The organism is Streptomyces sp. NPDC048483 (genome assembly GCF_040651455.1).
GTDB lineage: Bacteria > Actinomycetota > Actinomycetes > Streptomycetales > Streptomycetaceae > Streptomyces.
Genome location: NZ_JBEZJZ010000025.1, coordinates 1 through 24,722, shown reverse-complemented (window position 1 = coordinate 24,722; position 24,722 = coordinate 1). Strand labels below are relative to the sequence as shown.

General features: G+C 72.1%; 20 protein-coding genes and 1 pseudogene. 11 read left to right on the top strand and 10 right to left on the bottom strand.

What is annotated here, in order from left to right:
• Window positions 1-120 precede the first annotated feature (120 nt).
• The 4 genes from AB0D04_RS15840 to AB0D04_RS15825 all read left to right on the top strand — a co-directional run bounded on the left by AB0D04_RS15840 (window position 121) and on the right by AB0D04_RS15825 (window position 6,793).
• The gene (locus AB0D04_RS15840; RefSeq protein ID WP_362703207.1) at window positions 121-1,947 is read left to right on the top strand and encodes an alkyl sulfatase dimerization domain-containing protein; all 1,827 of its coding nucleotides are present in this window, start codon (window positions 121-123) and stop codon (window positions 1,945-1,947) included.
• A gap of 254 nt (window positions 1,948-2,201) precedes the next feature.
• The gene (locus AB0D04_RS15835; RefSeq protein ID WP_362703206.1) at window positions 2,202-2,924 is read left to right on the top strand and encodes an SDR family NAD(P)-dependent oxidoreductase; all 723 of its coding nucleotides are present in this window, start codon (window positions 2,202-2,204) and stop codon (window positions 2,922-2,924) included.
• Window positions 2,925-2,974: 50 nt separating this feature from the next.
• Window positions 2,975-4,291: a condensation domain-containing protein gene (locus AB0D04_RS15830; protein WP_362703204.1), complete on the top strand. Its 1,317-nt coding sequence runs from the start codon at window positions 2,975-2,977 to the stop codon at window positions 4,289-4,291.
• 471 nt (window positions 4,292-4,762) lie between these two features.
• Window positions 4,763-6,793: an NB-ARC domain-containing protein gene (locus AB0D04_RS15825; protein ID WP_362703203.1), complete on the top strand. Its 2,031-nt coding sequence runs from the start codon at window positions 4,763-4,765 to the stop codon at window positions 6,791-6,793.
• Here AB0D04_RS15825 and AB0D04_RS15820 read toward each other — a convergent pair.
• The 5 genes from AB0D04_RS15820 to AB0D04_RS15800 are packed head-to-tail and all read right to left on the bottom strand — an operon-like array spanning window position 6,790 to window position 10,698.
• On the bottom strand, window positions 6,790-7,866 hold the full coding sequence (locus AB0D04_RS15820; protein ID WP_362703202.1) for a serine hydrolase domain-containing protein: 1,077 nt from the start codon (window positions 7,864-7,866) through the stop codon (window positions 6,790-6,792). The genes AB0D04_RS15825 and AB0D04_RS15820 overlap by 4 nt on opposite strands.
• A complete protein-coding gene (locus tag AB0D04_RS15815; protein ID WP_362703200.1) occupies window positions 7,863-8,795 on the bottom strand; it encodes a hypothetical protein in 933 nt (310 codons plus the stop codon). Before AB0D04_RS15815 ends, AB0D04_RS15820 begins: the two co-directional genes overlap by 4 nt.
• Window positions 8,792-9,805, bottom strand: a complete 1,014-nt coding sequence (locus AB0D04_RS15810) for a hypothetical protein (RefSeq protein WP_362703199.1) — start codon at window positions 9,803-9,805, stop codon at window positions 8,792-8,794. The genes AB0D04_RS15815 and AB0D04_RS15810 overlap by 4 nt, the downstream gene beginning before the upstream one ends.
• On the bottom strand, window positions 9,802-10,461 hold the full coding sequence (locus AB0D04_RS15805) for a hypothetical protein (protein WP_362703198.1): 660 nt from the start codon (window positions 10,459-10,461) through the stop codon (window positions 9,802-9,804). The genes AB0D04_RS15810 and AB0D04_RS15805 overlap by 4 nt, the downstream gene beginning before the upstream one ends.
• Before the next feature lie 51 nt (window positions 10,462-10,512).
• Window positions 10,513-10,698 carry a hypothetical protein gene (locus AB0D04_RS15800; protein WP_362703197.1) on the bottom strand — a complete coding sequence of 62 codons (186 nt, stop codon included), beginning with the start codon at window positions 10,696-10,698 and terminating at the stop codon, window positions 10,513-10,515.
• Window positions 10,699-11,058: 360 nt separating this feature from the next.
• Between AB0D04_RS15800 and AB0D04_RS15795 the strand changes: the two genes are divergently transcribed.
• Window positions 11,059-11,469, top strand: coding sequence for a TOBE domain-containing protein (locus AB0D04_RS15795; protein ID WP_362703196.1), 411 nt, complete (start codon window positions 11,059-11,061; stop codon window positions 11,467-11,469).
• Between the two features lie 49 nt (window positions 11,470-11,518).
• On the opposite strand, the gene AB0D04_RS15790 is transcribed toward AB0D04_RS15795, so the two are convergent.
• Both AB0D04_RS15790 and AB0D04_RS15785 read right to left on the bottom strand, forming a co-directional pair.
• Window positions 11,519-12,109, bottom strand: coding sequence for an alpha/beta hydrolase (locus AB0D04_RS15790; RefSeq protein ID WP_362703195.1), 591 nt, complete (start codon window positions 12,107-12,109; stop codon window positions 11,519-11,521).
• A 57-nt stretch (window positions 12,110-12,166) separates the two neighbouring features.
• A complete protein-coding gene (locus AB0D04_RS15785) occupies window positions 12,167-13,753 on the bottom strand; it encodes a PucR family transcriptional regulator (RefSeq protein WP_362703194.1) in 1,587 nt (528 codons plus the stop codon).
• Window positions 13,754-13,971: 218 nt separating this feature from the next.
• Between AB0D04_RS15785 and AB0D04_RS15780 the strand changes: the two genes are divergently transcribed.
• The 3 genes and pseudogenes from AB0D04_RS15780 to AB0D04_RS15770 all read left to right on the top strand — a co-directional run bounded on the left by AB0D04_RS15780 (window position 13,972) and on the right by AB0D04_RS15770 (window position 18,433).
• On the top strand, window positions 13,972-14,823 hold the full coding sequence (locus AB0D04_RS15780; protein ID WP_362703192.1) for an FAD binding domain-containing protein: 852 nt from the start codon (window positions 13,972-13,974) through the stop codon (window positions 14,821-14,823).
• Window positions 14,820-17,700: pseudogene (locus AB0D04_RS15775) on the top strand (molybdopterin cofactor-binding domain-containing protein). Before AB0D04_RS15780 ends, AB0D04_RS15775 begins: the two are co-directional and overlap by 4 nt.
• A gap of 169 nt (window positions 17,701-17,869) precedes the next feature.
• Window positions 17,870-18,433, top strand: coding sequence for a molybdopterin-dependent oxidoreductase (locus tag AB0D04_RS15770; protein WP_362703190.1), 564 nt, complete (start codon window positions 17,870-17,872; stop codon window positions 18,431-18,433).
• 40 nt (window positions 18,434-18,473) lie between these two features.
• Here the strand turns inward: AB0D04_RS15770 and AB0D04_RS15765 are convergent, their stop codons facing one another.
• On the bottom strand, window positions 18,474-18,893 hold the full coding sequence (locus AB0D04_RS15765; RefSeq protein WP_362703189.1) for a TOBE domain-containing protein: 420 nt from the start codon (window positions 18,891-18,893) through the stop codon (window positions 18,474-18,476).
• Between the two features lie 259 nt (window positions 18,894-19,152).
• Here AB0D04_RS15765 and AB0D04_RS15760 point away from each other — a divergent pair, with 259 nt between their 5' ends.
• From AB0D04_RS15760 to AB0D04_RS15750, 3 genes are all read left to right on the top strand, one after another.
• The gene (locus tag AB0D04_RS15760; protein WP_362703187.1) at window positions 19,153-19,548 is read left to right on the top strand and encodes a helix-turn-helix transcriptional regulator; all 396 of its coding nucleotides are present in this window, start codon (window positions 19,153-19,155) and stop codon (window positions 19,546-19,548) included.
• Between the two features lie 229 nt (window positions 19,549-19,777).
• Window positions 19,778-20,569 (top strand): molybdate ABC transporter substrate-binding protein, encoded by a 792-nt coding sequence (gene modA, locus AB0D04_RS15755; RefSeq protein ID WP_362703185.1) that lies wholly within the window; start codon window positions 19,778-19,780, stop codon window positions 20,567-20,569.
• Between the two features lie 114 nt (window positions 20,570-20,683).
• On the top strand, window positions 20,684-22,648 hold the full coding sequence (locus AB0D04_RS15750) for an ABC transporter permease (RefSeq protein ID WP_362703184.1): 1,965 nt from the start codon (window positions 20,684-20,686) through the stop codon (window positions 22,646-22,648).
• A 26-nt stretch (window positions 22,649-22,674) separates the two neighbouring features.
• Here AB0D04_RS15750 and AB0D04_RS15745 read toward each other — a convergent pair whose 3' ends face one another.
• Window positions 22,675-23,121, bottom strand: a complete 447-nt coding sequence (locus AB0D04_RS15745; protein ID WP_362703183.1) for a nitroreductase family deazaflavin-dependent oxidoreductase — start codon at window positions 23,119-23,121, stop codon at window positions 22,675-22,677.
• A 209-nt stretch (window positions 23,122-23,330) separates the two neighbouring features.
• A partial coding sequence (locus AB0D04_RS15740) for a SulP family inorganic anion transporter (RefSeq protein ID WP_362703181.1) occupies window positions 23,331-24,722 on the bottom strand: 1,392 nt, incomplete at its 5' end.

Here is a 24,722-nt window from a genome sequence, read left to right as displayed (position 1 = left end):
GGGCCGGCGGACACGCCCGCTTATGCGGTATGCGGCCAAATTGGGTTAAATCGATGGTGTGGGTCGTGACCCGCCGGACGACCGTCCCGCCGTCCCGTCCGCTCGGAGAGGGGGTGCCCGGTGACTGTTCCGCCCGTCGACGACCACGCAGACTTCGCCGATGCCGACCGGGGCTTCATCGCCGCCCTCTACCCGCCCCAGGTCGCCACGGCGGACGGGCGCGTGGCCTGGGACGCCGAGGCGTACAGCTTCCTGGCCGGAAACTGCCCCGACACCGCGAACGAGAGCCTGTGGCGGCAGGGCAGGCTGGTCAGCCGACAGGGCCTGTACGAGGTCACGGACGGTATCTATCAGGTCCGTGGTCTGGACCTGTCCAACATGACGCTGGTCGAGGGTGACCAGGGCGTCCTCGTCATCGACCCGCTCATCTCCGCCGAGACCGCTGCCGCCGCACTCGAGCTCTACCGCAACCACCGCGGTGACCGGCCGGTCTCCGGGCTGATCTACACCCACTCGCACATGGATCACTTCGGCGGCGGGCGCGGCGTCCTGCCGCACGGACACAACACCGTGCCGGTCCTCGCGCCCGCCGGCTTCCTGGAGCATGCGATCAGCGAGAACGTCTACGCGGGTACGGCGATGTCCCGGCGCGCGGTCTACATGTACGGCTCGGAGCTCCCCAAGGGCCCGGCCGGCCAGATCGGCTGCGGTCTCGGCGCCACCATGTCCACCGGCACCCCCACCCTCATCCCGCCGACCGTGGACATCACCCGTACCGGCCAGGAGGAGATCGTCGACGGGGTCCGTATCGTCTTCCAGCTCACTCCGGGAACCGAGGCCCCGGCGGAGATGAACTTCTACTTCCCCGCCCACCAGGCGCTGTGCACGGCCGAGAACGCCACCCACACCATGCACAACATCCTGACCCTGCGCGGTGCGGTCGTCCGCGACGCCCGCAACTGGGCGCGCTACCTCAACGAGGCGCTCGACCTGTTCGGCGCGGACGCGGAGATCGCTTTCGCCTCGCACCACTGGCCGACCTGGGGCAACGACCGGATCCGCAGCCTGCTGGCGAACCAGCGTGATCTGTACGCGTATCTGCACGACCAGACGCTGCGGCTGCTCAACCAGGGCCTGACCGGCGCCGAGATCGCCGAGGAGCTGCGGTTGCCGCCGAGCCTCGAGCGGGCCTGGTCCGGCCACGGCTACTACGGCTCGCTCAGCCACAACGTCAAGGCGGTCTACCAGCGCTACATGGGCTGGTTCGACGGCAACCCCGCGCACCTGTGGGAACACCCGCCCGTCGAGCAGGCCAAGCGGTACGTCGAGGCCCTGGGCGGCGTGGACGCCACGGTCGAGACCGGCCGGCGGTACGCGGCGGACGGCGACCTCCGCTTCGCCGCCACCCTCCTCAACCACGCCGTCTTCGCCGACCCCGGCCACACCGCCGCCCGCCAGGAACTGGCCATCGTCTACGACCGGCTGGGCCACGGCTGCGAGAACGGCACCTGGCGCAACTTCTATCTGACCGGCGCCATGGAGCTGCGCGGCACCCTGGCCGAGGTCCGGGTGGACACCGCCAACCCCGAGATGGCCAGGGCGCTGACCGTCGACCAGCTCCTCGACTCGCTCGCCATCCGCATCGACGGCCCCCGCGCCTGGGCGGCCGACCGCTCCTTCGACTGGTACCTCGCCGACGAGGACCGCACCTGGCATCTCACGCTCTCCAACGGGGCGCTCACCTACCTCAGTTCCCCCGGCCCCCCGAACGCCTCCGCCAAGTGCCACCCGGACCTGACCCTCACCCTCACCAAGCCGCAGCTGCTCGACCTCATTGCGGGCCGGGGTGCGGCCGACGTCGCCCAGGAGGGCGAGACCGGGGCGCTGAACGAACTCCTCGGGCTGCTCGTCGAGCCGGACCCCAACTTCCCCATTGTCACGCCGTGATGGGCAGGTCGGTGGCGGGTACGGGGCCGGTGGCAGACCGGACGCCACTGTGACCGGCGCCGCCGCCATGGCCGGCGAGGGCGGCGGCGCGCGGGGCCGTCCGTTCTCCCTTTCCGGACGAATGCGGGGGAGGCGCTGGTGAAGGCGCAGGGGGAGGTTCCCAGGGAAGCTCAGGAGGGGATCGAGGGGGAGGAGACCCGCGCCGCATATTAGGTTAGGCTTGCCTAAGTAAATCGAGGCGAGGGGATTGTGGCGTGTGGGATTCCGAGCTTTCCGGGCGGACGGCGCTGGTCACCGGCGCCGGACGGGGCATCGGCGAGGCCGTGGCGCGGCTGCTGGCCGAGGAGGGCGCGCGGGTGATCGCCGTCGACCGGGACGCCGACGGCATAGCAGCCCTGGAGGCCGCGTACGGGCGCGCGCGGATCACCGCCCGCGCCGTGGACATCACCGACCGCGCCGCCGTCGACGGCCTGGTGGACGAGGCCGAACGCACCGTCGGCCCCCTGGACATCCTCGTCAATGTGGCCGGTGTGCTGCGGACCGCGTCCGTCGTCGACCTCACCGACCAGGACTGGGACGACACCTTCGCCGTCAACACCACCGGCGTCTTCCGGCTCTCCCGCGCCGTGGCCCGCGGCATGACCGCCCGCCGGTCCGGCAGCATCATCACCGTGGGCTCCCATGCGGCGGGCGTACCGCGGTCCGGACTGGCTGCCTACGCCGCCTCCAAGGCGGCCGCCACCCTCTTCACCAAATCCCTCGGCCTGGAACTGGCGGGCAGCGGCGTGCGCTGCAACGTCGTATCGCCCGGCTGCACCTACGGGGACCTCCAGCCCCCGCACCTCGACACCCCCCTCGGCCGGATCGCCGAACCCCTCGACATCGCCGAGGCCGTCGCCTTTCTCGTCTCGGACCGCGCCCGCCACATCACCATGCACGACCTTTACGTCGACGGCGGCGCGACGCAGTACGCCTGAGCGGCCCGTCCCCGCACCCCTCGCCTCCCGTCCCCGCGAAAGGCCCCGTCATGCCGCGCCCCCTCTCCGCTCCGCTCACCGCCGCCCAACTGGCCCTGTGGCACGCGCAGGCCCGCGACCCGGACAGCCCGGCCCACAACACCGCGGCCTGCACCGAGATCCGCGGCCCGCTCGACCCGGTGCTCTTCGCCGAGGCGCTGCACCGGACCGTCGGCGAGACCGATGCGCTGCGCGTACGTATCGAGGAAACGCCCGACGGGCCACGGCAGTTCCCGCTCGCGATCGAGCCACCGGGACACGGCTTCGCGCTCCATGCCGCGGACCTCCTCGACCTGGGCGATCCCGACGCGGTGGCCGGCGCCTGGATGCGCGACGACCTCGCCCGCCCCTTCGACCTCGCCGCCGGACCGCTCTTCCGCAACGCCCTGTTCCGGGTCGGCGACCGCCGCTGGCTCTGGTACCAGCGGGTCCACCACATCGCCCTCGACGGCTACGGCCGCGCGCTCGTCATCCGCCGCGTCGCCGATACCTACACCACCCTCGCCGCGGGCCAGGAGGCCGGGCCCAGCCCCTTCGGACGCTTCGCGGACCTCGCCGCCGAGGAGGCCGCGTACCGGGCGAGCGAGGCGTACGACACCGACCGCACCCACTGGCGCCACACCCTCGCCGGCCGCCTCGAGGCCCCCACCCTCGCCGGCCGCACCGCCCCCGCCTCGCGCACCGCGCTGCGCACCACCGCCTGGCTCGGCACCGAACTCACCGAACGGATCGACGCGCTGGCCGGCGCCGTCCGCGCCACCTGGCCCGACGTCCTCATCGCCACCCAGGCGTGGTACGTCGCGCAGGCCACCCGCAGCCCCGAGGTCGTCCTCGGCCTCCCGTTGCGCGGCCGGATGGGCGCCGCCGCGCTCCGCGTCCCCGGCACCGTACGCAATGTCCTGCCGCTGCGCCTGGCCGCGCCCCCGGAGGCGACCTTCGCCGAACTCACCCGCCAGGTCGTCGTCGGCATCCGCGCCGCCCGCCGCCACCAGCGCTACCGCCACGAGGACCTCCGCCACGACCTCGGCCTGGCCAGCACCGGATGCCCGCTGGTCGGCCCCCAGGTCAACCTCCTGCTCTGCGACGACGCGCCCGCCTTCGCCGGGGCGCCCTCCGAGATCCACCACCTCTCCGCGGGTGCCGTCGACGACCTGACCCTCACCCTGCACTCCCGCACCGACGACGGCCTGCGGATCGACCACGACGCCAATCCCGCCCTCTACACGGAGCACGAACTCGCCGCCCACCAGGACCGGTTCCTGGACCTGCTCGGACACGTCTCCGCTGCGCTTTGCCTTGGCCCCACGTCTTCGGCTTTCCCGCCGTAGGGGTTTCTCTCCGTTGCTCCCCCACTGCCCAAAGGGCGTGGGAGGTCCCCCCAGCGGCGGGCGGTACCGCTTGCGCGGGGCTGTTCGGCTGCGGCGCCGGGCCTCCGGACTCCGTCCTGCGGCCCGGCCCCTCCCCGTTGGGGGTGGTGGAGACCGGTGGGGGTGTACGTCCGTGGTCAAGTGCAGTCCGTGGACCCAGTCATGGGGCACTGGAGGCACCACGCACGCCCCCACCGGCCTCTCACCACCCACCCACGGGAGGGGACGGACCGTAGCGGCGAAGCCGTGTAGGGCCGTCACCGCACCCGACAACACCACGCCCGCCGCAGGCGCGACGGCGACAAACCCCCACGGCGGGAATGCCGACAACGTGGGGCCAAGGCAAACCGCAGCGAAACGGCGCCCCCCCCACGGAGGGAAACCCGAAGATGTCGGCTCAGGCAAAGCGCAGCGGACTGGCAAACTGAGCCAGTGGCGAGCAACATTCCCGAAGAATCCACCAGTTTCGTCGGGCGTAGGGACGAACTGCGCCGACTCAACATCGAGTTGGCGCAGCACCGGCTGATCACCCTCACCGGCCCCGGCGGCGTCGGCAAGACCCGGATCGCGATGCGGGCCGCGAGCGCCGCGGTGCCGCGCCATCCGGACGGGGTGCGCTGGACCGACCTGTGGCCCCTGCAGGGCGACCGGCTGCTGCCGGCCACCGTCTGCGATGCCGTAGGGCTCTCCGACCACACGGCACGGATGCCCGTGGCGGCACTGTGTGACTGGCTCTCCGACAAACGGATGCTGCTGGTGCTGGACTCCTGCGAGCATCTCGTCGACGCCTGCCGGGATCTGATCGGCGATCTGCTGACGGCCGCGCCGCTGGTCGCCGTACTGATCACCAGTCGGCAGCCGCTGGATGTGGTCGGCGAGTGGGTCACCGAGATCGCACCGCTGCCGGTGGAGGGCGACAGCGACGCGCTGGCCCTGCTCAGCGAGCGGGCAGGGGTGGCGGCCCCCGGCATCCGGCTCACCGACCCGGCGAACGCCACGGCCGCCGCCGCCATCTGCCACCGCCTCGAAGGCATCCCGCTCGCCCTGGAGCTCGCCGGTGCCCAACTGGCCCACAGCACCGCCGCCCGCGTCGCCGAACGGCTCAACTCCCGCTTCGACGCCCTCGACGGCGACAGCCCGGCCCGGCCCCCGCGCCACCGCACCCTGCGCACCGCCATCGGCTGGAGCCACGAGCTCTGCGAGCCGCTCGAGCGCCTGCTGTGGGCGCGGCTGTCCGTTTTCCGCGGGACCTTCGACGAGGAGTCCGCGCGGTCCGTCTGCGCCGGCGGCCCGCTGACCCCACAGGGCGTCCACACCGCGCTGGCCGCCCTCGCCGCCAAGTCAGTGGTCAGCCGGGAGGGCCGGCGCTTCCGCATGCTCGACACGCTGCGCGAGTACGGCCGGATGTGGCTGGCCGAACTGGGCGAGGTGACGCAGCTCGCCGACCGGCACGCCGAGCACTTCCTCGCCTTCGGCCGCCGCGCCGAGACCGGCTGGCTGAGCCCCGACCAGGTCAGATGGTACGGACGGGTCGCCGAGGCGCATGTGGACCTGTGCACCGCCCTCGACCACCTCCTGGTCACCGACCCCGAACGCGCCCAGGAACTCAGCGCCTGCGTCGGCTTCTTCTGGAGCTGCTGCCGCCATCTGCACGAGGCCCGCGGCTATCTGGAACGCGCCCTCGCCGCCCACCTGGCCCCCAGCCCGGCCCGCACCCGTGCGCTGTGGATGCTCGGCGTCGCCCTGCTGCTCCAGGGCGACCTGGAAACCGCCGACGAACTGGGCCGCCAGTGCTCACGCGCGGCCCGCGAGGCAGGCGACGCGGAGGCGCTGCTCGCGGCCGGCTACCTGGTGGGCCTCACCCACCTGATGGCCGGTCGGCCGCTGGCCGCGTACACGGTCGCCGACCACGTGCTGGGTCCCATGCCGGACGTCCCCTTCGACTCCGCCAGCCGGCTGCGCTGCCACATCATCCGGATCTTCGCCCTCACCGGTCTCGGCAAACTCATCGAGGCACGCGACGAGGCCACCGAACTGCGCCGCGACTGTGTCGCGCACGGCGAATACTGGGCCCGCTCCTACGCCGACTACCAACTCTCCCTGATCGCCCTCCTCCAGGGCCGACCCAAGGACTCCGCCGACCACGCCCGCGCCATGCTCACCGCCAAACAAGGCATCGGCGACAACTTCGGCATCGCCCTCGGCCTCGACCTGCTGGCCGCCGCGGTGGCCGCACAGGGCAACGGCGAAAGCGCCGCCGTCGTCTACGGCACCGGCCAGGCCTACTGGCGCACCGTCGGCCACCCGCAGCGCGGCACACCGGAACTACGCGCCGTACGCGAACAGTGCGAGCAGCGGGCCCGCGCGGCAATCGGCGACAAGGCATACGCGGCCGCCTTCCGCCGCGGCACCGAGGCACGTCCCGAGGCCTCCCTCGCCAAGGTGCTGGCGGGCGATCTCTAGGGCACGCCCTGGGCGTCGGGCTCGGTCTCCGGGTCGGCTCCGGGCTCGCCGGTCAGCTCGTACAGCAGCTCGTAAGCGGTGTCCACCATGTGGCAGGTGCGCCCGCGCCGGGTGGCGACCGCCACCAGGCCCGTGCCGGACACCGGGTGGAAGCCGAGGAACGCCTGCTGGCCGAAGGTCGCCCCGCCGTGGAAGAGCAGCGGTCCGCGCGGGGCGGGGTGCTGGAACCAGGTCAGGGTGTGGGTGTGCCGGTGCCGCCGGCCGCGGCGCAGCAGCGGGACCTGGACATCGCGCAGCGCCCCGCTCAGCGGTGTGTCCCCGGGGGAGAGGTGCGCCTCCAGGTAGGTGAGCAGGTCCTCCGGGGGAGAGTGCACCGCTCCGGCGGCGCGGAAGCCGCCCATGTCGGCGCTGGGGACCGGTGTTCTGCCGTTCGTCCGGTGCCCGATGGCGTCGGTGCCGGTGGTGCCGGCGCCGAGTGTGGTGCCGGTCAGTCCGAGGGGCCGCAGCACCCGCTCGGTGAGCAGGGTGCCGTAGTCGGCTCCCGCGGCGCACTCCATGGCCGGACCGAGCAGCGCCATCCCGAAGTTGGAGTAGCGCCAGCGGGTGCCGGGCCGGTACCGCGGCCGGGTCCGGGCGAAGGTGTCCAGGAGGCGGCCGGTGTCGTAGCGGGCGTAGCCGCTGCGGTACGGGTGAACCAGCGCGCCGGCCACCAGGTCGACGGGGATCCGCGGCAGCCCGGAGGTGTGCGTGGCCAGATGGCGCAGCGTGATCCGGCGCGAGGCGGCGTGCGGGAGATACAGGGCGGGCAGATGGTCGGCCAGCCGGTCGTCGAGGGAGAGCACATCCGACCGGGCCAGCTGCGCGAGCAGCAGCACGGTGAACGTCTTGGACAGTGAGCCGAGTTCATAGCGCAGCGCGTGCCGGGGCGTGGCCGGCGCGAGCGCCGTGCCCCCGCTGATGACGGTCCGCCGGCCCCGGTGGGTGACGGCCAGCACGATGTCCGGGGCGTCGATGAGGGTGACCGCCTCCGCGAGACGGTCAGCGAGGGCGCCACCGGGGCGGTCGAGGCTCATCCGGCGTCGGCGGACAGCGAGCGGGAGGTGGCCATGGCGGAGGCGAACGCCGCCACCAGGGTGGGGTGGTGGACGATATCGAAGACGTCCTGCGGATCGCCGGCCGGCAACCCGCGCTGAACGGGCATCGCCCCGGAGTCGGACTGCGCGGCGGCGTACCGCTCCCACATCGCACCGTCCAGAGAGGGCTGCGGCAGACAGGCATCGACGACGAGCAGCTCGCCGAGCAGATCCCAGTGCTCCAGGTCCGCCCAGTCGTCCATCCAGACGGGCAGATACCGCGCGAGATAGTCGGCAACGGCCGGAGGGACGCGGTCCGGTGCCTCGCCCCAGTTGGTGAGGTGGAAGACGGTGTGCGTGAGGTCGTACGCGATGTGGTACTGCACCGTCCATGGCTCGGGCATGCGGCCCAGCCAGGTGGCCCCCAGCGCTTCGTCGAAGTCGGCGCTGGGCGCCAGCTTCATCTTCCGTTCGGCGTTGAGGACGCCGAGCCGCCGGTTGGGCGCCATCTCCAGCGCCGTCCAGGTGGCGGTGTGCCGGCAGATCTCCACGGCCGCCTCCAGCCCGGGATGGCGGTGCCCCAGTTCGTGGAAGGTCGCATAGACCTCGAGGGGTACGGGGGAGAGTGGCTCCTTGTGCTGGAGCGAGGCCAGTACATTGCCGCCGTCCAGCAGCTCCCGCCAGACGAAGTCCAGCAGCTGCCCGGCGCGCGTGTGCTGCCGTGAACCGGCCACGCCCTCCCGGAACAGCACCTGCATATTGATCGCCAACTCGCCGATCGGCTTGAGCCGTTCGATCAGGGTGCCGCCGGTGGCGCGGTCCTCGTCGGTCAGCCGGAAGAAGTCGCGGTGGTTGTCGAGCCAGGTCAGGGCCTGGTCCCCGACGCCGTGCAGCAGTGCGGGGGGAGCGGGTGCGGCCGTCACCGTCACGGGATTGCCTCGCTTTCGCAGCTTTCGCTGGTGTCGTAGGGGGCCCGCTGAACCGTCGTCGCCGTCCTGTCCGGGGCGATCCGGGCGAGGGTGCCGGCGAACGCGGTCACCAGGGTGGAGTGGTAGCAGGCCGTGAATGCTTCGGCGGGGTCGTCCGGGCGCGGCCGGTCGCCGGTCTCCGGCACGCTGCCGTCGGCGGCCTGCGCGTCGGCCAGCCGCTGCCAGGCGGCGGCATCGTACGGAGCGACGCCACCGTGCCGGGCCGGGGAGCCGTCGTACGAAACCTCGGGCAGGCAGGCGCTCACGGCCAGCAACTCGCCCACCAGATCCCAGAGTTGCTCCTCCGCCCAGCTCTCCAGCCAGGAGGGCAGCCAGAGCCGCAGATAACCGGCGAGTTCGGCGGACAGCCGCTGTGGCCTGCGCCCCCACTCCGTCAGGTGGAAAACGTCATGGGTCACGCCGTAGGCCGCCTTGCGGTCCAGCGTCCAGGGCTCCGGCAGCCGGCCCAGCCCCGTATGCCCCAACACCACGTCGAAGTCGGCGTGTTGCCGCAGGCCGATCCGCCGCTCGGCATTGAGTACACCGAGCGTACGGGTGTGATCCTCGCGCGCCACCCGCCAGCCCCGCAGCCGCGTCGTCGCCGACAACAGCGCGTCGACGGCCGGATTGCGCAACCCGGCCTGGGCGAAGACCCCATAGATCTCCACCGGATAGGTGGCATGCGGCTCACCGTGGATCAGCTCGGCGAACAGCTCCCCGTCACGGGTCTCACCCCAGGCGTACGTGAACAGCCCGTCCGCCACTTGGCGGATGTCCCCGATCGGGTGCAACTCGCCGATCAGATGCGTCAGTTCGGCCAGTTCGCCGAGCGGTTTGAGCGTCAGGTTCGGATCGGCGTCCGTGGTCACGTTCGCGGGCAGGCGAAAGAACGGCCGCGCCCGGTCCAGCCACCCCAGGCTGTCCTCGACCATCCGGTCCAGCAGCCCCGGGGCGCCCCGGCCGCCGGTCACCAACCCCGCCCGTAGAACCGCTGGGCGGCCACCACATGCAGCGCCACCCGGGCGTCACCGCCGCTCATCTGCCGTACGAAAGCAAGCCCGGCATCCAGCCCCAGGGACTGCGGCACTTCGGGCATCCGGGCCAGCCAGCGGCCCACGCCGGCCGCCTGCAGCCAGTCCCGACGGCGGACCGCGCGCACAAAGCCGCGCGCCAGGTCATCCGTACGGGCCGTGAGACTTTCGGCGAGACCCGGCGCCAGCCCCGGCAGGGCGAGCGCGGCCAGCTGCGATGCCCGGTGGGTGAGCTTGGGCCAGGGATCGGCCGTCACCCAGTCGGCTCCGGCCGGTGGCGGCTGCGGCCAGTGCGCGGCGCCGCCGGGCAGATACGAGTGCGAGGCCTCGACCAGGCCCCGGTAGCTCCATACCGACACCTCCGAGGCATCCGCTCCCGGCGGGTAGGCCGCGAGTGCCTCGCGTACCACCCTCTCGTCATCGCCACCGGGGCATACCCGGTGGTCCAGTGCATACGGTGCGAGCGCGTCGGCGCCCAGTACCCGTAGTGCCGCGAGCGATACCGCATCCCCCTGCCGCAGAATGTGCGACAGGGCGTAAGGGTCGCCCTCACCCCGAAGGGCGAGGGCGACCCCGGTTGCGGCATCGGCAATCACAGCGCTCAGTGGTACTGCGCCCTGCGCCTGTTCAGCCAACGCATGCCCCTTTTACCGCGCGTCCGTCTTCGGACGGGGAGTGGGCGGCGAGATGAGCAGCAGTGCCAGAAGCAGCAGGCCTGCTCCGCACTCGCGGGTGTCGCGGAACACGCCGTGGGGTTCGGCGCAGTCCAGGAGCCCTTCGACTTCGGCGGCCAGGGTGGTCGTCTTGGTCGAAGCTGTGCGATCCGTAACCATAGTTTTTCCTCCTTGTGCGGCGGACGGAATCCAGCCTTACATCCGCCCAAATCACCCGCAATCGGGAAGCAGTGGTCCACGCGCCTCCTCGGTGTCGGGCCGGGTGCTCACCACAAGTGGCCCGCTGCCTGGCCGGTCCACCCACCCCACACCCCAACTCCCTTGATGCATCGGGCTGTTGACGGAGTCCTGCACACTCCCGGACGGCGGACGGAACGGCCCGGACGGCCTCGCCCGGCACCGGATCGGGCTGCTCCATTGGGAGCTACTACCGGCAAGTACGGGCCAGGGCACGCCCCTCCGGGCGCCACCGCGCGAGGCGGTGACGGGCGGGGGTGAGCGCTGCCCTAGAGTGCGGGGGTGCCGTCGTACAGCATTGGTCAGGCAGCCCGGCTGCTGGGAGTGAGTTCGGAGACCGTCCGCCGATGGGCCGACGGCGGTCAGCTACGGATGGACCGGGACGGCTCGGGAAACCGGGTGATCGACGGTGTGAGTCTCGCGGCGTTCGCCAAGGACCGTGCCGCCGGGCTGCATCCGGTGCCCGGCGAGGTCCGCACCTCGGTACGGAACTCCTTCGCCGGTATCGTCACCGCGGTCGTCCTGGACGATGTCGTCGCCCAGGTGGAGATCCAGTCGGGGCCGCACCGGCTGGTGTCGATGGTCAGCCGGGAGGCGGCCGAGGAGCTGGGCATCGAGGTCGGCGTCACCGCCACCGCCCGGGTCAAGTCCACCAATGTGCACGTCGACCGGCCCGACGACCGCGGGCAATGAACGGGCGGCGGCGGCCCGGCTCCCCCGACGACGGGGGAGGAGTCGGCCGTCAGTCGGGCGAGTTGACCGTCAGCCGCGTCAGGGGATCCAGGCACCAGTCCAGCGCCGATGGCCACGGCCCGTACCCGTCCGCGACGGTCACATGTCCGGCGCCCGCCAGCAGATCCACCTCGCAGCCGAGCGGCCGGCCGTAGACCTCGGCGGCGCCCTCCGGGCAGTACGGGTCATTGTCGGAGCACACCAGCCGAGGCGTCGCCGCGGCAAGCTTCAGCCCGGTCAGATCCAGGGACGCGGGGGAGAACCCGGCGATGACGTCCCATGAGTACGCCGCCGGCCCCGGCGGGCTCACCAGGAGCACGCGGTCGGCGGCAGGCGCTCCACCCCGCCCCGCCGCCACATGGAACCACGCCGCACAGGCCAGGCTGTGGCAGACCACGACCCGCTCCCCGCGCATCATCCCCAGCTCGGCCTCGATCGCCTCGGTCCAGTCGGCGAGCGCCGGCCGGTCGGGATCGGGCAGTTGCGGGTAGAAGACCCGCTCCCCGCGTTCCCTCAGCCGCTGCGCAAGGTCGTACTGCCAGTGCCCGGCCGGACGCCGGTTCTCCACGCCATGAAGGAGGAGAAAGCTACGGTTCCACATGCCCCGCACCCTACAAACCGAGGCCGTCGCCGCGGGCTGCACCTGGCGCGCCGGAAGCTACCGGCACAACAGCGCCGCATGCAGGTCCAGTTTGTGGTCGAGGCGGGACAGATCGCGGCCGGTGAGCGCCTCGATGCGCTGGATGCGGTAGTGGACCGTGTTGACGTGCAGATGCAGCGTCTCGGCCGTACGGGCCCAGGAGCCGTGCTGGGCGAGGAAGACCTCCAGCGTCTCCAGGAGCATCCGGTGCGAGGTGCTGCCGCCGCGGGCGAGCGGGCCCAGGACGCGGGTGCTGAAGGCCGCACGGACCTCGACGGGGACCCCGGCGAGCAGGGTGCCGAGGGTGGTGAGGTCCTCGACAAAGGTCACCCCGGCGGCCTTGGGGGTGTCGGCCCGAGCCGCGGCCAGGGCGTAACGGGCCTGGGAGAGCGCGGAGTTGAGGCCGTCGGGGGTGGCCGCGAGGGAGCTGATGCCGGCGTGCAGCGGGGCCGCGGAGTGGCAGGCGTGGAGGGTCGGCCAGAGGTCGCTCAGCGCCGTGAGGGCGGCCTGGGCGCCGAGGACGGAGGTGTCGGGACCGGCGGGGGCCGGCGGGGCCGGGCCGTCGGCGGCCGGGGCTGCGGGGTCGGCGTACACCACGGCGGCGGCCTCGCCGCCCGGGAGGCGGCCGGCCGCGAACGGCTCGGTGGGGAAGTGCCGTAGCGCCTCGGTCAGAGCGCCGATCGCCCGGCCGCTGTCGTCACCGTCCACGGAGGCCACCACCACGCGGTACGGGCCGGAGGCGGGCAGGCCCGCGGCGTGCAGGGCGGAGTCCAGCGCCGCGCTGTCGGCCTGTGCGGCGCCGACCAGCGCCATCAGTTCGTCGGCGGACCGGCGCCAGGCCGCCTGCCGGCGGTCGGCGTGATGGCGGTACTGGGCGATCACATCGGCGATTTCGTGCAGGACGCGCGGCGGGGCGTCGGCCGCACCCCGCAGATGCAGATGCCAGCTGTCGTACGGGCCGAAGTCCCCGTCGATCCGCAGGCTGGTGCCGACCGCGCCGGCCAGATCGCGGGCGGCCTGCTGGGCGGAGAGGAACGGGGCCGACGGGGTACGGGCGATCACCCGCCCGGTCGCCGTCAGTAGATAGCAGGCGGGCCCGCCGAGGTGGGCGAACGCGCGGTCCAGCAGCGCATCCGGCGCGGCGTCCCCGGCGAGCAGGCCGGCCAGTTCCGTGCGGACGTTCTCGGGCAGCGCGTAGTGGTCGGTGGGGCGTCGGCTCAGGTCGCCCCACTGGCGCAGATACACCGCCTCCGTGATGGCGCGGAAGGTGGTGTGCGCGGGGACGGCTATCAGGGCGATGCGGTGTTCGCGGCAGGATTCGACGAGGACCTCGGGCACCGCGCCATGGGTCTCCTCGCCCGCGAACAGCGCCGCCGCCCCGGTCGAGCGCAGCGCGGAGACGAAGCGGTCGACCTTGGCGCGGCCGTCGCCGGGCGTCCACCACACCAGCCCACTGAGCACCAGCTCGCCCGGCTGCAGAAACCGCGCCGGGTCCCCCAGGTCGGTGGCGGTCACCCCGCTGACTTCCCGGGCGAGCAGGGCGCTCTCGCCCCACAGCAGGTTCAGATCGAGGGAATCGAGCTGGAGGAGATCTTCGACGTGCATGTGCTGGCTCCTTGGGCGGCTGCCGGGGGAGGACGGACGGAGAGGGGACCCGGCATCTCACATTCACGAGGCGAATGTGAGTGCAGCCATGGTAAATGCCAGCCTTCTCGGCCGGTATGCCTCTTGGTTGATCATCCAGTTCGGGGGCCTCGCGCTCGTCTTTTTCCGTGTTGCGCACCAGTCGTGCGAGGCGCCGCCGCGTTGCTTCACTCGGTCGCATGGATCTCAACACGGTGCTCGAGGTGCGAGACGCCCGGCTGGGGGTACCTCCCAGCGTTAGCTGGGGGAGCGCCCCCTGGCGCACCGGCGACGCCTGGCTGGGCGGCGGCACCTACCTCTTCTCCGAGCCGCAGCCGCACCTACGACGCCTGGTGGATCTGAGCCGGATGGGCTGGGAGCCACTGACCCGGCAGCCGGACGGCTCGCTGGAGATCGCGGCGACCTGCACCATCGCCCAGCTCTCCCGCTTCGCGCGGACCCTCCGGGCCCCGGCGGCGCCGCTGTTCGAACAGTGCTGCCGTGCCTTCCTCGCCTCATTCAAGATCTGGAACATGGCGACCGTCGGCGGCAACCTCTGCAACGGCCTGCCTGCCGGCCCGATGATCTCGCTGACCGCCGCCCTCGACGGCACCGCTCTGCTCCAGGCCCAGGACGGCACGCTGCGCCGCACCAAGGTCGCGGACTTCATCACCGGCGCCGGCCGCAAGGACCTCGCCGAGGGCGAACTGCTGCGCTCGGTCACCCTGCCCGCCCGCACCCTGGCAGCGCGCACGGCATTCCGCCAGGCGTCCCTGTACGGACTCGGCCGCTCCGGCGCGCTGGTCACCGGCGCCCTCGACCCACTGGACGGCTCGCTGGCAGTGACCGTGACCGCCGCCACCGTACGGCCGTTCCGCCTCTGGTTCCCGACGGCGCCGGACGCCAGGGAACTGCGCGACACGATCGAGTGGACCGTCGGCGACGGTGACTGGTTCGACGACATCCACGGACTGTCGGCCTGGCGCCGGCACATGACGCTGCGGCTCTCCGAGGAGATCCGCCAGGAACTGGGCCGGGAGGCCGGGCGATGAGCTTCGACATACACGTCCATGAGCGGCCGTTCGACGCGGAGCCGCGCCCCGGCCAGTGCCTGCGCACCTACCTCCGCGACCGCGGCTGGTTCGGGGTCAAGAAGGGCTGCGACGCCGGCGACTGCGGGGCCTGCACCGTCCATGTCGACGGCGAGCCCGTACACAGCTGCATCTACCCCGCCGTCCGCGCCGGGGGCCGCCGCGTCACCACCGTCGAGGGCCTCGCCCGCACCGACGGCGAGCTCCACCCCATGCAGCAGAAGTTCCTCGACGCCCAGGGCTTCCAGTGCGGCTTCTGCACCGCCGGATTCCTGATGACGACATCGGCACTGGTCGCCGAGCAGGGCAGCGAGCACGACGACGGGAAGCTGGCCGATCTGCCGCGCGCCCTCAAGGGCAACCTGTGCCGCTGCACCGGCTACCGGGCGATCGAGGACGCCGTACGCGGGGTCAAGAACGTCGAGGAGCCGTGCGCGGGGCAGGCGGTCGGCCGCAACCTGGGCGCCCCGGCCGGGCCGCAGGTGGTCACCGGCACCGCCCGCTACACCTTCGACATCGACGTCCCCGGCCTGCTCCATATGAAGCTGCTGCGCTCCCCGCACCCGCACGCCCGGATCGTCTCCCTCGACACCTCCGCCGCGCTCCGTGTCCCCGGCGTGCACGCCGTCCTCACCCACTACGACGCCCCCGAGCGGCTGTTTTCCTCGGCCCGGCACGAACACCCCACCGAGGACCCCGACGACACCCGGGTGCTGGACGATGTGGTCCGCTTCGTGGGACAGCGGGTGGCGGCCGTGATAGCCGACACCGAGGGGGCCGCCGAGGAGGGCTGCCGCCGCATCGTCGTGGAATACGAGGAGCTGCCGTATGTCGTCGACCCGGAGGAGGCGATGCGGCCCGGTGCCCCGGTGATCCATCCCAAGGGCGCCGACACGTCGCGGATCGCTCGCCCGGAGAACAACGTCGTCGGCGAGGTGCACGGCGAGATCGGCAGCGTCGAGGAGGGCTTCGCCGAGACCGACATCGTCTACGAGGAGAGCTTCCGCACCCAGCGGGTGCAGCACGCCAGCCTGGAGACGCACGGCTGTGTCGCCTACTTCGAGGAAGGCGACGAGGGGGAGGAGCGGATCGTGGTCCGCTCCAGCACCCAGGTCCCGTTCCTGACGCGCCGCGCCCTCTGCGCGCTCTACGACCTGCCGGAGGACAAGGTCCGGGTGGTCGCGGGCCGGGTCGATGGGGGTCCCCCTGGTCGAGCGAAGCCGAGACTGGGGGAGGGTTCGGCGGCAAGCAGGTGGGGGCACCTCCCAGCGGTAGCTGGGGGAGCTCACCGAGGACATCGTCGTGCTGGCCGCGATGCGGCTGAAGCGGCCGGTGAAGCTGGAGTTCACCCGGGCCGAGCAGTTCTTCGGCGCGACCACCCGGCACCCCTTCCGCATCCGGATCAAGGCCGGGGCGAAGAAGGACGGCACGCTCACCGCGCTCCAGCTCCGGGTGGTCTCCAACACGGGCGCGTACGGCAACCACGGCCCCGCCGTGATGTTCCACAGCGTGGGCGAGTCGATGGCCGTCTACCGCGCCCCGCACAAGAAGGTCAACGCATACTCCGTCTACACCAACTGCGTCCCCGCCGACGCCTTCCGCGGCTACGGACTCGGGCAGGTCACCTTCGCCGTGGAGTCGGCGATGGACGAGCTGGCCCGCCGGCTGGGCATCGATCCCCTGGTCTTGCGGGAACGCAACATCATCGGCCCCGGCGAGCACATGATCAGCCCCGGTGGCGAGGAGGAGGACCTGCATATCGCCAGCTATGGCCTCGACCAGTGTCTGAAGGTCGTCCGGGACGCCATCGCCGAGGACACCAGCGCCGCCGACGCCCCGGAGGGCTGGCTCGTCGGGCAGGGCACGGCGATGTCGATGATCGCCACCGGCCCGCCCGGCGGGCACTTCGCGGACGCCACGGTGACGCTGCTGGAGGACGGCACGTACGACATCGCGGTGGGCACGGCGGAATTCGGCAACGGAACGACCACCGTGCACAAACAGATCACCGCGGGGGCACTGGGCACCACGGTGGACCGGATCGCCATCCGGCAGTCCGACACCGACGTCGTACGCCACGACACCGGCGCGTTCGGCTCCGCCGGGACGGTCGTCGCGGGCAAGGCCGTGATGAAGGCGGCCAACGGCCTCGCCGAGCGGATCCTGACGTTCGCCGCGGAGCATGTCAGGGTGCCGCGCAGCCTGTGCCGGCTGACGGCGGAGTCGGTGGAGTGCGACGGGCGGCCGGTGGCGCTCAAGGAGCTCCACGAGGCCGCGCGCAGCAAGAACGTCGAACTGGCGGCGGCCGGGCACTGGGGCGGCTCGCCGCGCTCGGTGGCCTTCAACGCGCAGTGGTTCCGGATCGCCGTGGACCCCGGCACCGGCGAGATGAAGATCCTGCGCAGCGTGCACTCGGCCGACGCGGGCAAGGTCATGAACCCCATGCAGTGCCGCGGCCAGGTCGAGGGCGGCGTCGCCCAGGCGCTCGGCGCGACCCTCTTCGAGCAGGTCCTCGTCGACGACGGCGGCAAGGTGGTCACCCCCGCATTCCGCCGCTACCGGCTGCCGGCCTACGCCGATGTCCCGCGCACCGAGGTGCACTTCATGGAGACCTCCGACGCGATCGGGCCGCTGGGCGCCAAGTCGATGAGCGAGAGCCCGTTCAACCCGGTCGCGCCCGCCTTCGCCAATGCGCTGCGCGACGCCACCGGGGTGCGCTTCACGGAGGTGCCGCTGCTGCGCGACAAGGTGTGGCTGGCCCTCGAGGAGCATCGGGCCCAGGGAGCGGTCGACGGCCGGCCGGCCGGGGCGCATCCGTCGCGCGAAGGGTCGGTGTGAGCGCGGCCAGGGCCTGACGCCTGCCCCGGACATGCCGCCTGCATGGCCCCTTTTGCCTCACACCAGCGAGGTAAAGGGGAAGATGCGGGTGGCATTCGTGGTTCAGAGGCGGAATGGCCGGGCATCACAGGGGGCAGTCGCCACGCGAACAGCATCAAGGGGGACTCGAATGAGCCGACTCAGCCCGCCGCCCCACCCCATCGCCGTACGCCCGGAGCCTCCTGTCCGCCCGGCGCCGTCGGATGCCGTATCCGCCGGTCCCCGGCGCTTGGTGATCCGGGGGCAGCTGCACCGTCCGCTCGCGCTGACCGTCGCGGATCTACGGGAACGATGGGCGCAGCGGCGCGCCGAGGTGGTCTTCGACTGCGCCACCAACGGGCCGCAGCACCACACCTTCGAAGGGCCGCTGCTGCGGGAGGTCATCGGCGAGGCGGGCCCGGCCTTCGACGCCCGGCGGCGCAAGGACCGCTCCCGCTTCCTGCTGGCCGTCAGCGGCGGGGACGGGCATCACACGGTGCTGTCCTGGGCGGAGCTGGACGAGGACTTCGGGGATGCGCCGATTCTGCTGGCCACGGCGATGGACGGGCGCGGGCTGGACGAGGCGGGCAGCCAGCTGGTGGTGCCGTCGGACCGCTGCGGGGCGCGGTACATCAGCGCGATCACCGGGATCTGGGTCGGTACGTATGCGGTGCCGGAGGAGCGCGCCGCACCCGTGCCGGACAGCCGCACCTGAAGCCTGTATCCGAAACCCGTACCGGAAATCCGTACCGCGCTCAGGCGGTGGCGAGGGCGATCTCGGTGGACTTGATCAGCGCGATGACCGGTGAACCGGCGGTCAGCTCCAGATCGTTGACCGCATCCTTGGTGATCGCCGCGGTCAGCTCGCCCCCTGCGACGCTGATCTTCACGCTGGCCATCGCTCCACCGGTGGCGACGCCCTCCACGGTGCCGGGGACCTGGTTACGGATGCTCAGCCCCTCCACCGGCCCGGTGGCCAGGGCGATCTCGGTGGACTTGATCAGCGTACGGACCGCCGAACCGGCCGCGAGGCCCAGCTCCTGGGCGGCCTCCAGGGTGATGGCGGCAGTGAGGTCCTGACCGCCGTCCAGACGGACCTTGACGGTCGCCATGACCTCGCCGGTGGTGACGGAGGTGACGATGCCGGGAATCTGATTGCGCATGCTCATGCTCACGGTGGCGCCTCATTTGCGGAGTCGAATGTATAGGTTTGCCCTGTCATGTCGCTTCGCTTTGCACTCTAACCACACTCTGCGCAGTGATCCGGACACGCATTGCAGGCGCCAGGGCGGCAGGCGCCTTCGCCTGGCAAAGCAGAGGCGAGGAAATGGCGAGAAGGTGACCTTGGCATTTCCTCCAATGCGCCTTGCGGCTGCTATATACATGCGCCAAAAGAATTGCAAATGCCAGCCAACGCCGCATATCTTGTCGCACATGCAGTCCTACACAATCGGCCAGGCGGCGCGATTGCTGGGCGTCAGCCCGGACACCGCCCGCCGCTGGGCGGATGCCGGCAAGGTCGCGACCCATCGCGACGAGGGCGGCCGGCGCCTGATCGACGGCCGGGACCTGGCCGCGTTCTCCATCGAGGTCGCCCAGCACGGCACCGGTGAGGACGACGCCTCGTACACCTCGGCCCGGAACGCCTTCCCGGGCATCGTCACCGCCGTCAAACTCGGCGATGTGGCGGCGCAGGTCGAGATCCAGGCAGGGCCGCACCGTCTGGTGTCCCTGCTGACCCGGGAGGCCGTCGAGGAACTGGGACTGGAGGTCGGCATGCAGGCCACCGCCCGCGTGAAGTCCACCAGCGTGCACATCGACCGCACCTGAACCGCCGCGGGACACCCCGCTCTTGACCCATCGCTCTTGACCCACCGCGGTAACCGCTCTCCCCGCACCGCACCCACCGTCCCCCACCGGTCGGGCGCCTCACTCCAGCGGCGTCGCCCTTCCCCTGGCTCTCGAACGTCCTCGAGCGGGGGAGACCCCAATCGGCGCGGCTTGTTCCTATCCGTCAGGTCGGCATCTGCCGCCCCGCGTCTCAAGGAGTCCCCGCCTCATGTCCCGTGTCGTCACCCCGCGCCGCACCGCGGCCGCACTCGTCACCGCCGCCCTCCTCGTCCCCCTCGCCGCCTGCGGCAACGACAAGAAGGACAGCGGTGAGAAGTCGAGCGACACCCCGAAGGTGAAGCTCACCGTGCTGGCCGCCTCGTCGCTGACCGATGTCTTCGACAAGGCCGGCAAGGCCTACGAGAAGGAGCACCCGGGCACGAAGGTCACCTTCTCCTTCGCCGGCTCGCAGGAACTGACCGCCCAGGTCAGGGAGGGCGTCCCCGCCGACGCCCTGGTCACCGCCGACACCAAGTCCATGGACGGCCTGTCCAAGGCGGACCACGGCACCCCGACCGTCATCGCCAAGAACCGCCTGGTCATCGCCACGGGTGAGGGCAACCCGAAGAAGATCGCGAACCTCAAGGACCTCAGCGACAGCAAGCTGAAGGTCGTCCTCGCCGCCCCCGAGGTTCCGGTCGGCCGTTACAGCAAGCAGGTCCTGGACGCCCAGAAGCTCACGGTCAAGGCGGTCTCGCAGGAGCCCAACGTCCGCGCCGTGCTCAGCAAGGTGGAGCTCGGCGAGGCCGACGCCGGCCTCGTCTACAAGACGGACGCCGCCACCGCGCCGAAGAAGGTCGACGCGATCGACATCCCCGACGCGCAGAACGCCGTCGCCTCCTACCCGGCCGCGACCCTGAAGACCTCCGAGCACGCCAAGGACGCGGCCATGTTCGTGAAGTGGCTGAGCAGCCCCGAGGCGCAGAAGATCCTGCGGGACGCGGGCTTCCAGAAGCCGTAACCGCCCCATGGCGCCGCAGGGGTCCGTCCGGCTCGGGGGAGCGGACGGCCCCGTGCGGCGCCCGCGCCGTATGCCGCCCGACCTGCCCGGACGGCCCCGATCCCTGGAACCGCGATGACACGTTTGCGCCTGCTTCCCTGGCCGCCGGCGGCGTCCCGGTCGGCGAAGCCCCCTGCCCGCACGCCCCTCGCGCTGGGCGTGCCCGCGCTGCTCGCGGTCGCATTCCTGCTCATGCCGTTGATCGGCATCCTCGCCCGCACCACCTGGGGCGACCTCGCCACCCATCTGACCCTCCCCGGCGTCACCGAAGCGCTCCACCTCTCGCTGCTGGTCTCCTTCTGTGCGCTGGGGCTCTCCTTGCTTCTCGGGGTGCCGCTGGCCTGGCTGCTGGCCCGGGTCAGCTTTCCCGGCAAGGCGCTGGTGCGCTCGCTCGTGCTGCTGCCGATGGTGCTGCCGCCCACCGTCGGCGGTGTCGCCCTCCTCCTCGGCTTCGGCCGCCGCGGACTGCTCGGCCCCTGGCTGGAGGAGACTTTCGGTCTCACCCTGCCGTTCCACACCTCCGGCGCGGTGGTCGCAGCCACGTTCGTCGCGATGCCGTTCCTGGTCATCAGCCTGGAGGGCACCCTCGCCGGACTGCGCCCCCGCTACGAGGAGACGGCGGCCTCCCTCGGCGCCTCCCCGGCACGGGTCTTCTGCACCGTCACCCTCCCCATGGTCGCCCCCGGCCTCGCCGCCGGCGCCGCGCTGACCTGGGCCCGCGCGCTCGGCGAATTCGGCGCCACCATCACCTTCGCCGGCAACCTGCCCGGCACCACCCAGACCCTCCCGCTCCAGGTCTATCTGCTGCTCCAGGACTCCCCGGAGGCCGCCACCTCGGTCTCCCTGCTGCTGCTCGTCATCGCCATGGCCGTGCTGGTGGCCCTGCGCGGCCGCTGGACCGGGGGTACGGCCGACCGCCCGGCCCGCCGCCCCGTACGCACCGACGACAACGACCTCCCGTCGTCGCCCATCACCGGCCCCGAGCGGCCCACCGCCCCCCAGGAACGCTGGCCGCTGCACGCCGACGTGACCGGCTTCAACCGGCTCACCCTGGACGCCGAACCGGGCACCACCATTGCCGTCGTCGGTCCCAACGGCGCCGGCAAGACCACCCTGCTGCGCGCCCTCCTCGGTCTCACCCCGCGCGCCCGCGCCGCGCTGCGCCTCGGCGACACCGACGTCAGCGCGCTGCCCCCGCACCGCCGTGGCGTCGCCTGGGTCCCGCAGGACGGCGCGCTCTTCCCGCACCTGAGCGCCCTGGCCAACACCGCGTACGGGCTGCGCGCCCACGGCACCCCGCGCGCCGACGCCCGGCGCGCCGCACAGCAGTGGCTCGACCGGCTCGGCGTCGGCCACCTCGCCCAGCGCAAACCGGCCCAGCTCTCCGGCGGCCAGGCCCAACGCGTCGCCCTGGCACGGGCGTTGGCCGCCCGGCCCCGACTGCTGCTGCTGGACGAGCCGCTCGCCGCCCTCGACCAGACCACCCGCGCCCATGTCCGGCACACCCTGCGCCGTCATCTCGCGGGCTTCGGCGGGGTCTGCCTCATCGTCACCCACGACCCCGTCGAAGCGGTCTCGCTGGCCGACCGGGTGCTCGTACTTGACCAGGGCAGCGCCCTCCAGGACGCCCCGCCCGCCGAGGTCACCCGCCACCCCCGCTCACCCTGGGTCGCCCGGATGCTGGGCCGTAACGCCTGGCCCGGCACCGCCACCGCCGACGGCATCGCGCTCGTCGGCGGCGGTCATCTCGTCGTCGCCGACCGCCTCGCCGACGGCGCCCAGGCGCTGGCGATCATCGCCCCCGAGGCGGTCTCCGTCCATCTCGACAAGCCCGCGGGCAGCCCTCGGAACGTCTGGCCCGGCACGGTCGCCGAAATCACCTCCGCCGGCAGCCGGCTGCGCATCCTGGTCACCTCCCACGAGGCCCCCGACCTGGTGGCCGAGGTCACCCCGCAGGCCGCGCTCGAACTCGGCCTGGCGGACGGCGCCGCCATCTGGACCAGCGTCAAGGCCACTGAGGTGACGCTCGTCAGCCTGTGAGCGAGGACGCGCCCGGGGCGCGTCGATCAGCGGTCGGCGGCCACCGGCTCCAGCACGAACACCGGGATCCGGCGCTCCGTCTTCTTCTGGTAGCCGGCGTAATCAGGGAACGCCTCGACGGCGCGGTCCCACCACAGTGCCTTCTCTTCCCCCGTGACCTCACGGGCCGCCATGTCCTGGCGGACCGGGCCGTCCTGGAGTTCCACGTGGGGGTCGGCGATCATGTTGTGGTACCAGACCGGGTGATTGGGGGCACCACCCAAGGAGGCCACCACGGCGTACGTGCCCTTGTGCGCCACCCGCATCAGCGGGCTCTTGCGGATCTTGCCGCTCTTCGCGCCGCGCGTCGTCAGGATGACCACGGGCATGCCCCGCATCGTCGTGCCCTCCTTGCCGCCCGAGCTCTCGTACAACTCGACCTGATCGCGCACCCACTGCGCCGGACTCGGCTCGTACTCACCCTCAAGAGGCATGCTGTGCGTCCCATCCTCGAAGACTCGTCTGACATCGTCCGCACGACGGCCGCCGCGCGGCCCGCGGTAGCCCTGACCTTCGCTCAACGACCGTGACCACGCAATCATTCCGGGCCGCACCGTCGTGTCGGGAACGCGCCCCGGCCCGCCCACTGTCGTGCACAGCGGGCGGGCCGGGGACCGACGCGGTATCAGAAACCGCCCGAGGGTCAGGAAACCAGCTCGGCCGAACGGTCGCGGCTGCGCCGGTGCTGCTCGGCCCAGTTCGTCAGCGCCGCGCCGCACGCATGGTCGAGGTGGCGCAGGCCGCTGAGGTCGAGTTCGACGTCCCGGTCCTCAGGGAGCGCCTCCAGCTGGTCGAGGAGCTTGGGAAGCCGCAGGAAGGTGGCGTTGCCCAGGACCCGTACGAGGATCGGTCCGCCGTCCTTCGGGGTGTCGACTTCCAGGTGGACATGGGAGGTCTCCCACGCGGTCTTGGCGACGGCCAGCAGGAGGCCGATCAGGACCCCCTCGAACATATTGACCGTGACGATGGCGAGCGCGGTGACGAGCAGGACAACGGCCTCGCCACGGTGTTCGCGCCACATGGGGCGCAGGTCGCGCAGCGGGATCAGCTTCCACCCCGAGTAGACGAGGATGCCGGCGAGCGCGGCCACCGGGACCACCCCCAGGGCCGCCGGGAACGCCGCCGCGAAGAGCAGCAGCCAGCAGCCGTGCAGCACACGGGAGGCCTTGGTCCTGGCCCCGGCCTGGACGTTGGCGGCGCTGCGGACGATCACCGCGGTCATCGGCAGCGCCCCGAGCAGCCCGCACACCGCGTTGCCGGCGCCTTGGGCCATCAGCTCCTTGTCGTAGTCCGTCCGTGGCCCGTCGTGCAGCCGGTCCACCGCGGCCGCGCTGAACAGCGACTCCGCCGAGGCGATCAGTGCGAAGGCCAGGACCGTGCCGAGGACGCCGATCTCCGTGAGATGGCCGAGATCGGCCAGGCCGGGCGGCTGAATCGCGTCCAGCAGCCCGCTGACCTTGACGCGAGTGACCGGCAGATCCAGCACCCCCACCGCGGTGGTGGCCAGGGCCACGGCGGCCAGCGGGGCCGGCAGGACCCGTGCCGCGCGCCGCCAGCGGGGCCACAGCACCAGGACGGCGATGGTGCCGGCACCGATGGCGAGGGCGGTCAGCGCCGGGCCGGACCGCGCGGTGGCGGTGACCAGACCGGGCAGCGCGCCGATGTTGGCGAGGCCGCTGCCCGGTGCCTTGGCGTCCGTGAGGGCGTAGACCTGCCCGGCGATCAGGACGAGGCCGATACCGGCCAGCATGCCCTGGACGACGGCGACCGAGATGGCCCGGAACCAGCGTCCGAGCCGGAGGGCGCCCATGGCCAGTTGCAGGGCACCGGCGGCCAGCACCAGGGCACCGAGCGTGCCGAGGCCGTATTCCTTGACCGCTTCGAAGACGAGCACGGTCAGTCCGGCGGCCGGGCCGCTGACCTGGAGGCTGCTGCCGGGCAGCAGACCGGTGAGCAGTCCGCCGACGATGCCGGTGACCAGCCCCAGCTCGGCCGGTACGCCGGAGGCGACCGCCACCCCGACACACAGCGGGAC

Bases quoted from the DNA above. Each gene is read 5' to 3' on its own strand.
- AB0D04_RS15830 (WP_362703204.1), top strand. From the start codon at position 2,975: ATGCCGCGCCCCCTCTCCGCTCCGCTCACCGCCGCCCAACTGGCCCTG.
- AB0D04_RS15820 (WP_362703202.1), bottom strand. From the start codon at position 7,866: ATGAGCCTCGACCGCCCCGGTGGCGCCCTCGCTGACCGTCTCGCGGAG.
- AB0D04_RS15800 (WP_362703197.1), bottom strand. From the start codon at position 10,698: ATGGTTACGGATCGCACAGCTTCGACCAAGACGACCACCCTGGCCGCC.
- AB0D04_RS15790 (WP_362703195.1), bottom strand. From the start codon at position 12,109: ATGTGGAACCGTAGCTTTCTCCTCCTTCATGGCGTGGAGAACCGGCGT.
- AB0D04_RS15785 (WP_362703194.1), bottom strand. From the start codon at position 13,753: ATGCACGTCGAAGATCTCCTCCAGCTCGATTCCCTCGATCTGAACCTG.
- AB0D04_RS15780 (WP_362703192.1), top strand. From the start codon at position 13,972: ATGGATCTCAACACGGTGCTCGAGGTGCGAGACGCCCGGCTGGGGGTA.
- AB0D04_RS15770 (WP_362703190.1), top strand. From the start codon at position 17,870: ATGAGCCGACTCAGCCCGCCGCCCCACCCCATCGCCGTACGCCCGGAG.
- AB0D04_RS15760 (WP_362703187.1), top strand. From the start codon at position 19,153: ATGCAGTCCTACACAATCGGCCAGGCGGCGCGATTGCTGGGCGTCAGC.
- modA (WP_362703185.1), top strand. From the start codon at position 19,778: ATGTCCCGTGTCGTCACCCCGCGCCGCACCGCGGCCGCACTCGTCACC.
- AB0D04_RS15750 (WP_362703184.1), top strand. From the start codon at position 20,684: ATGACACGTTTGCGCCTGCTTCCCTGGCCGCCGGCGGCGTCCCGGTCG.
- AB0D04_RS15745 (WP_362703183.1), bottom strand. From the start codon at position 23,121: ATGCCTCTTGAGGGTGAGTACGAGCCGAGTCCGGCGCAGTGGGTGCGC.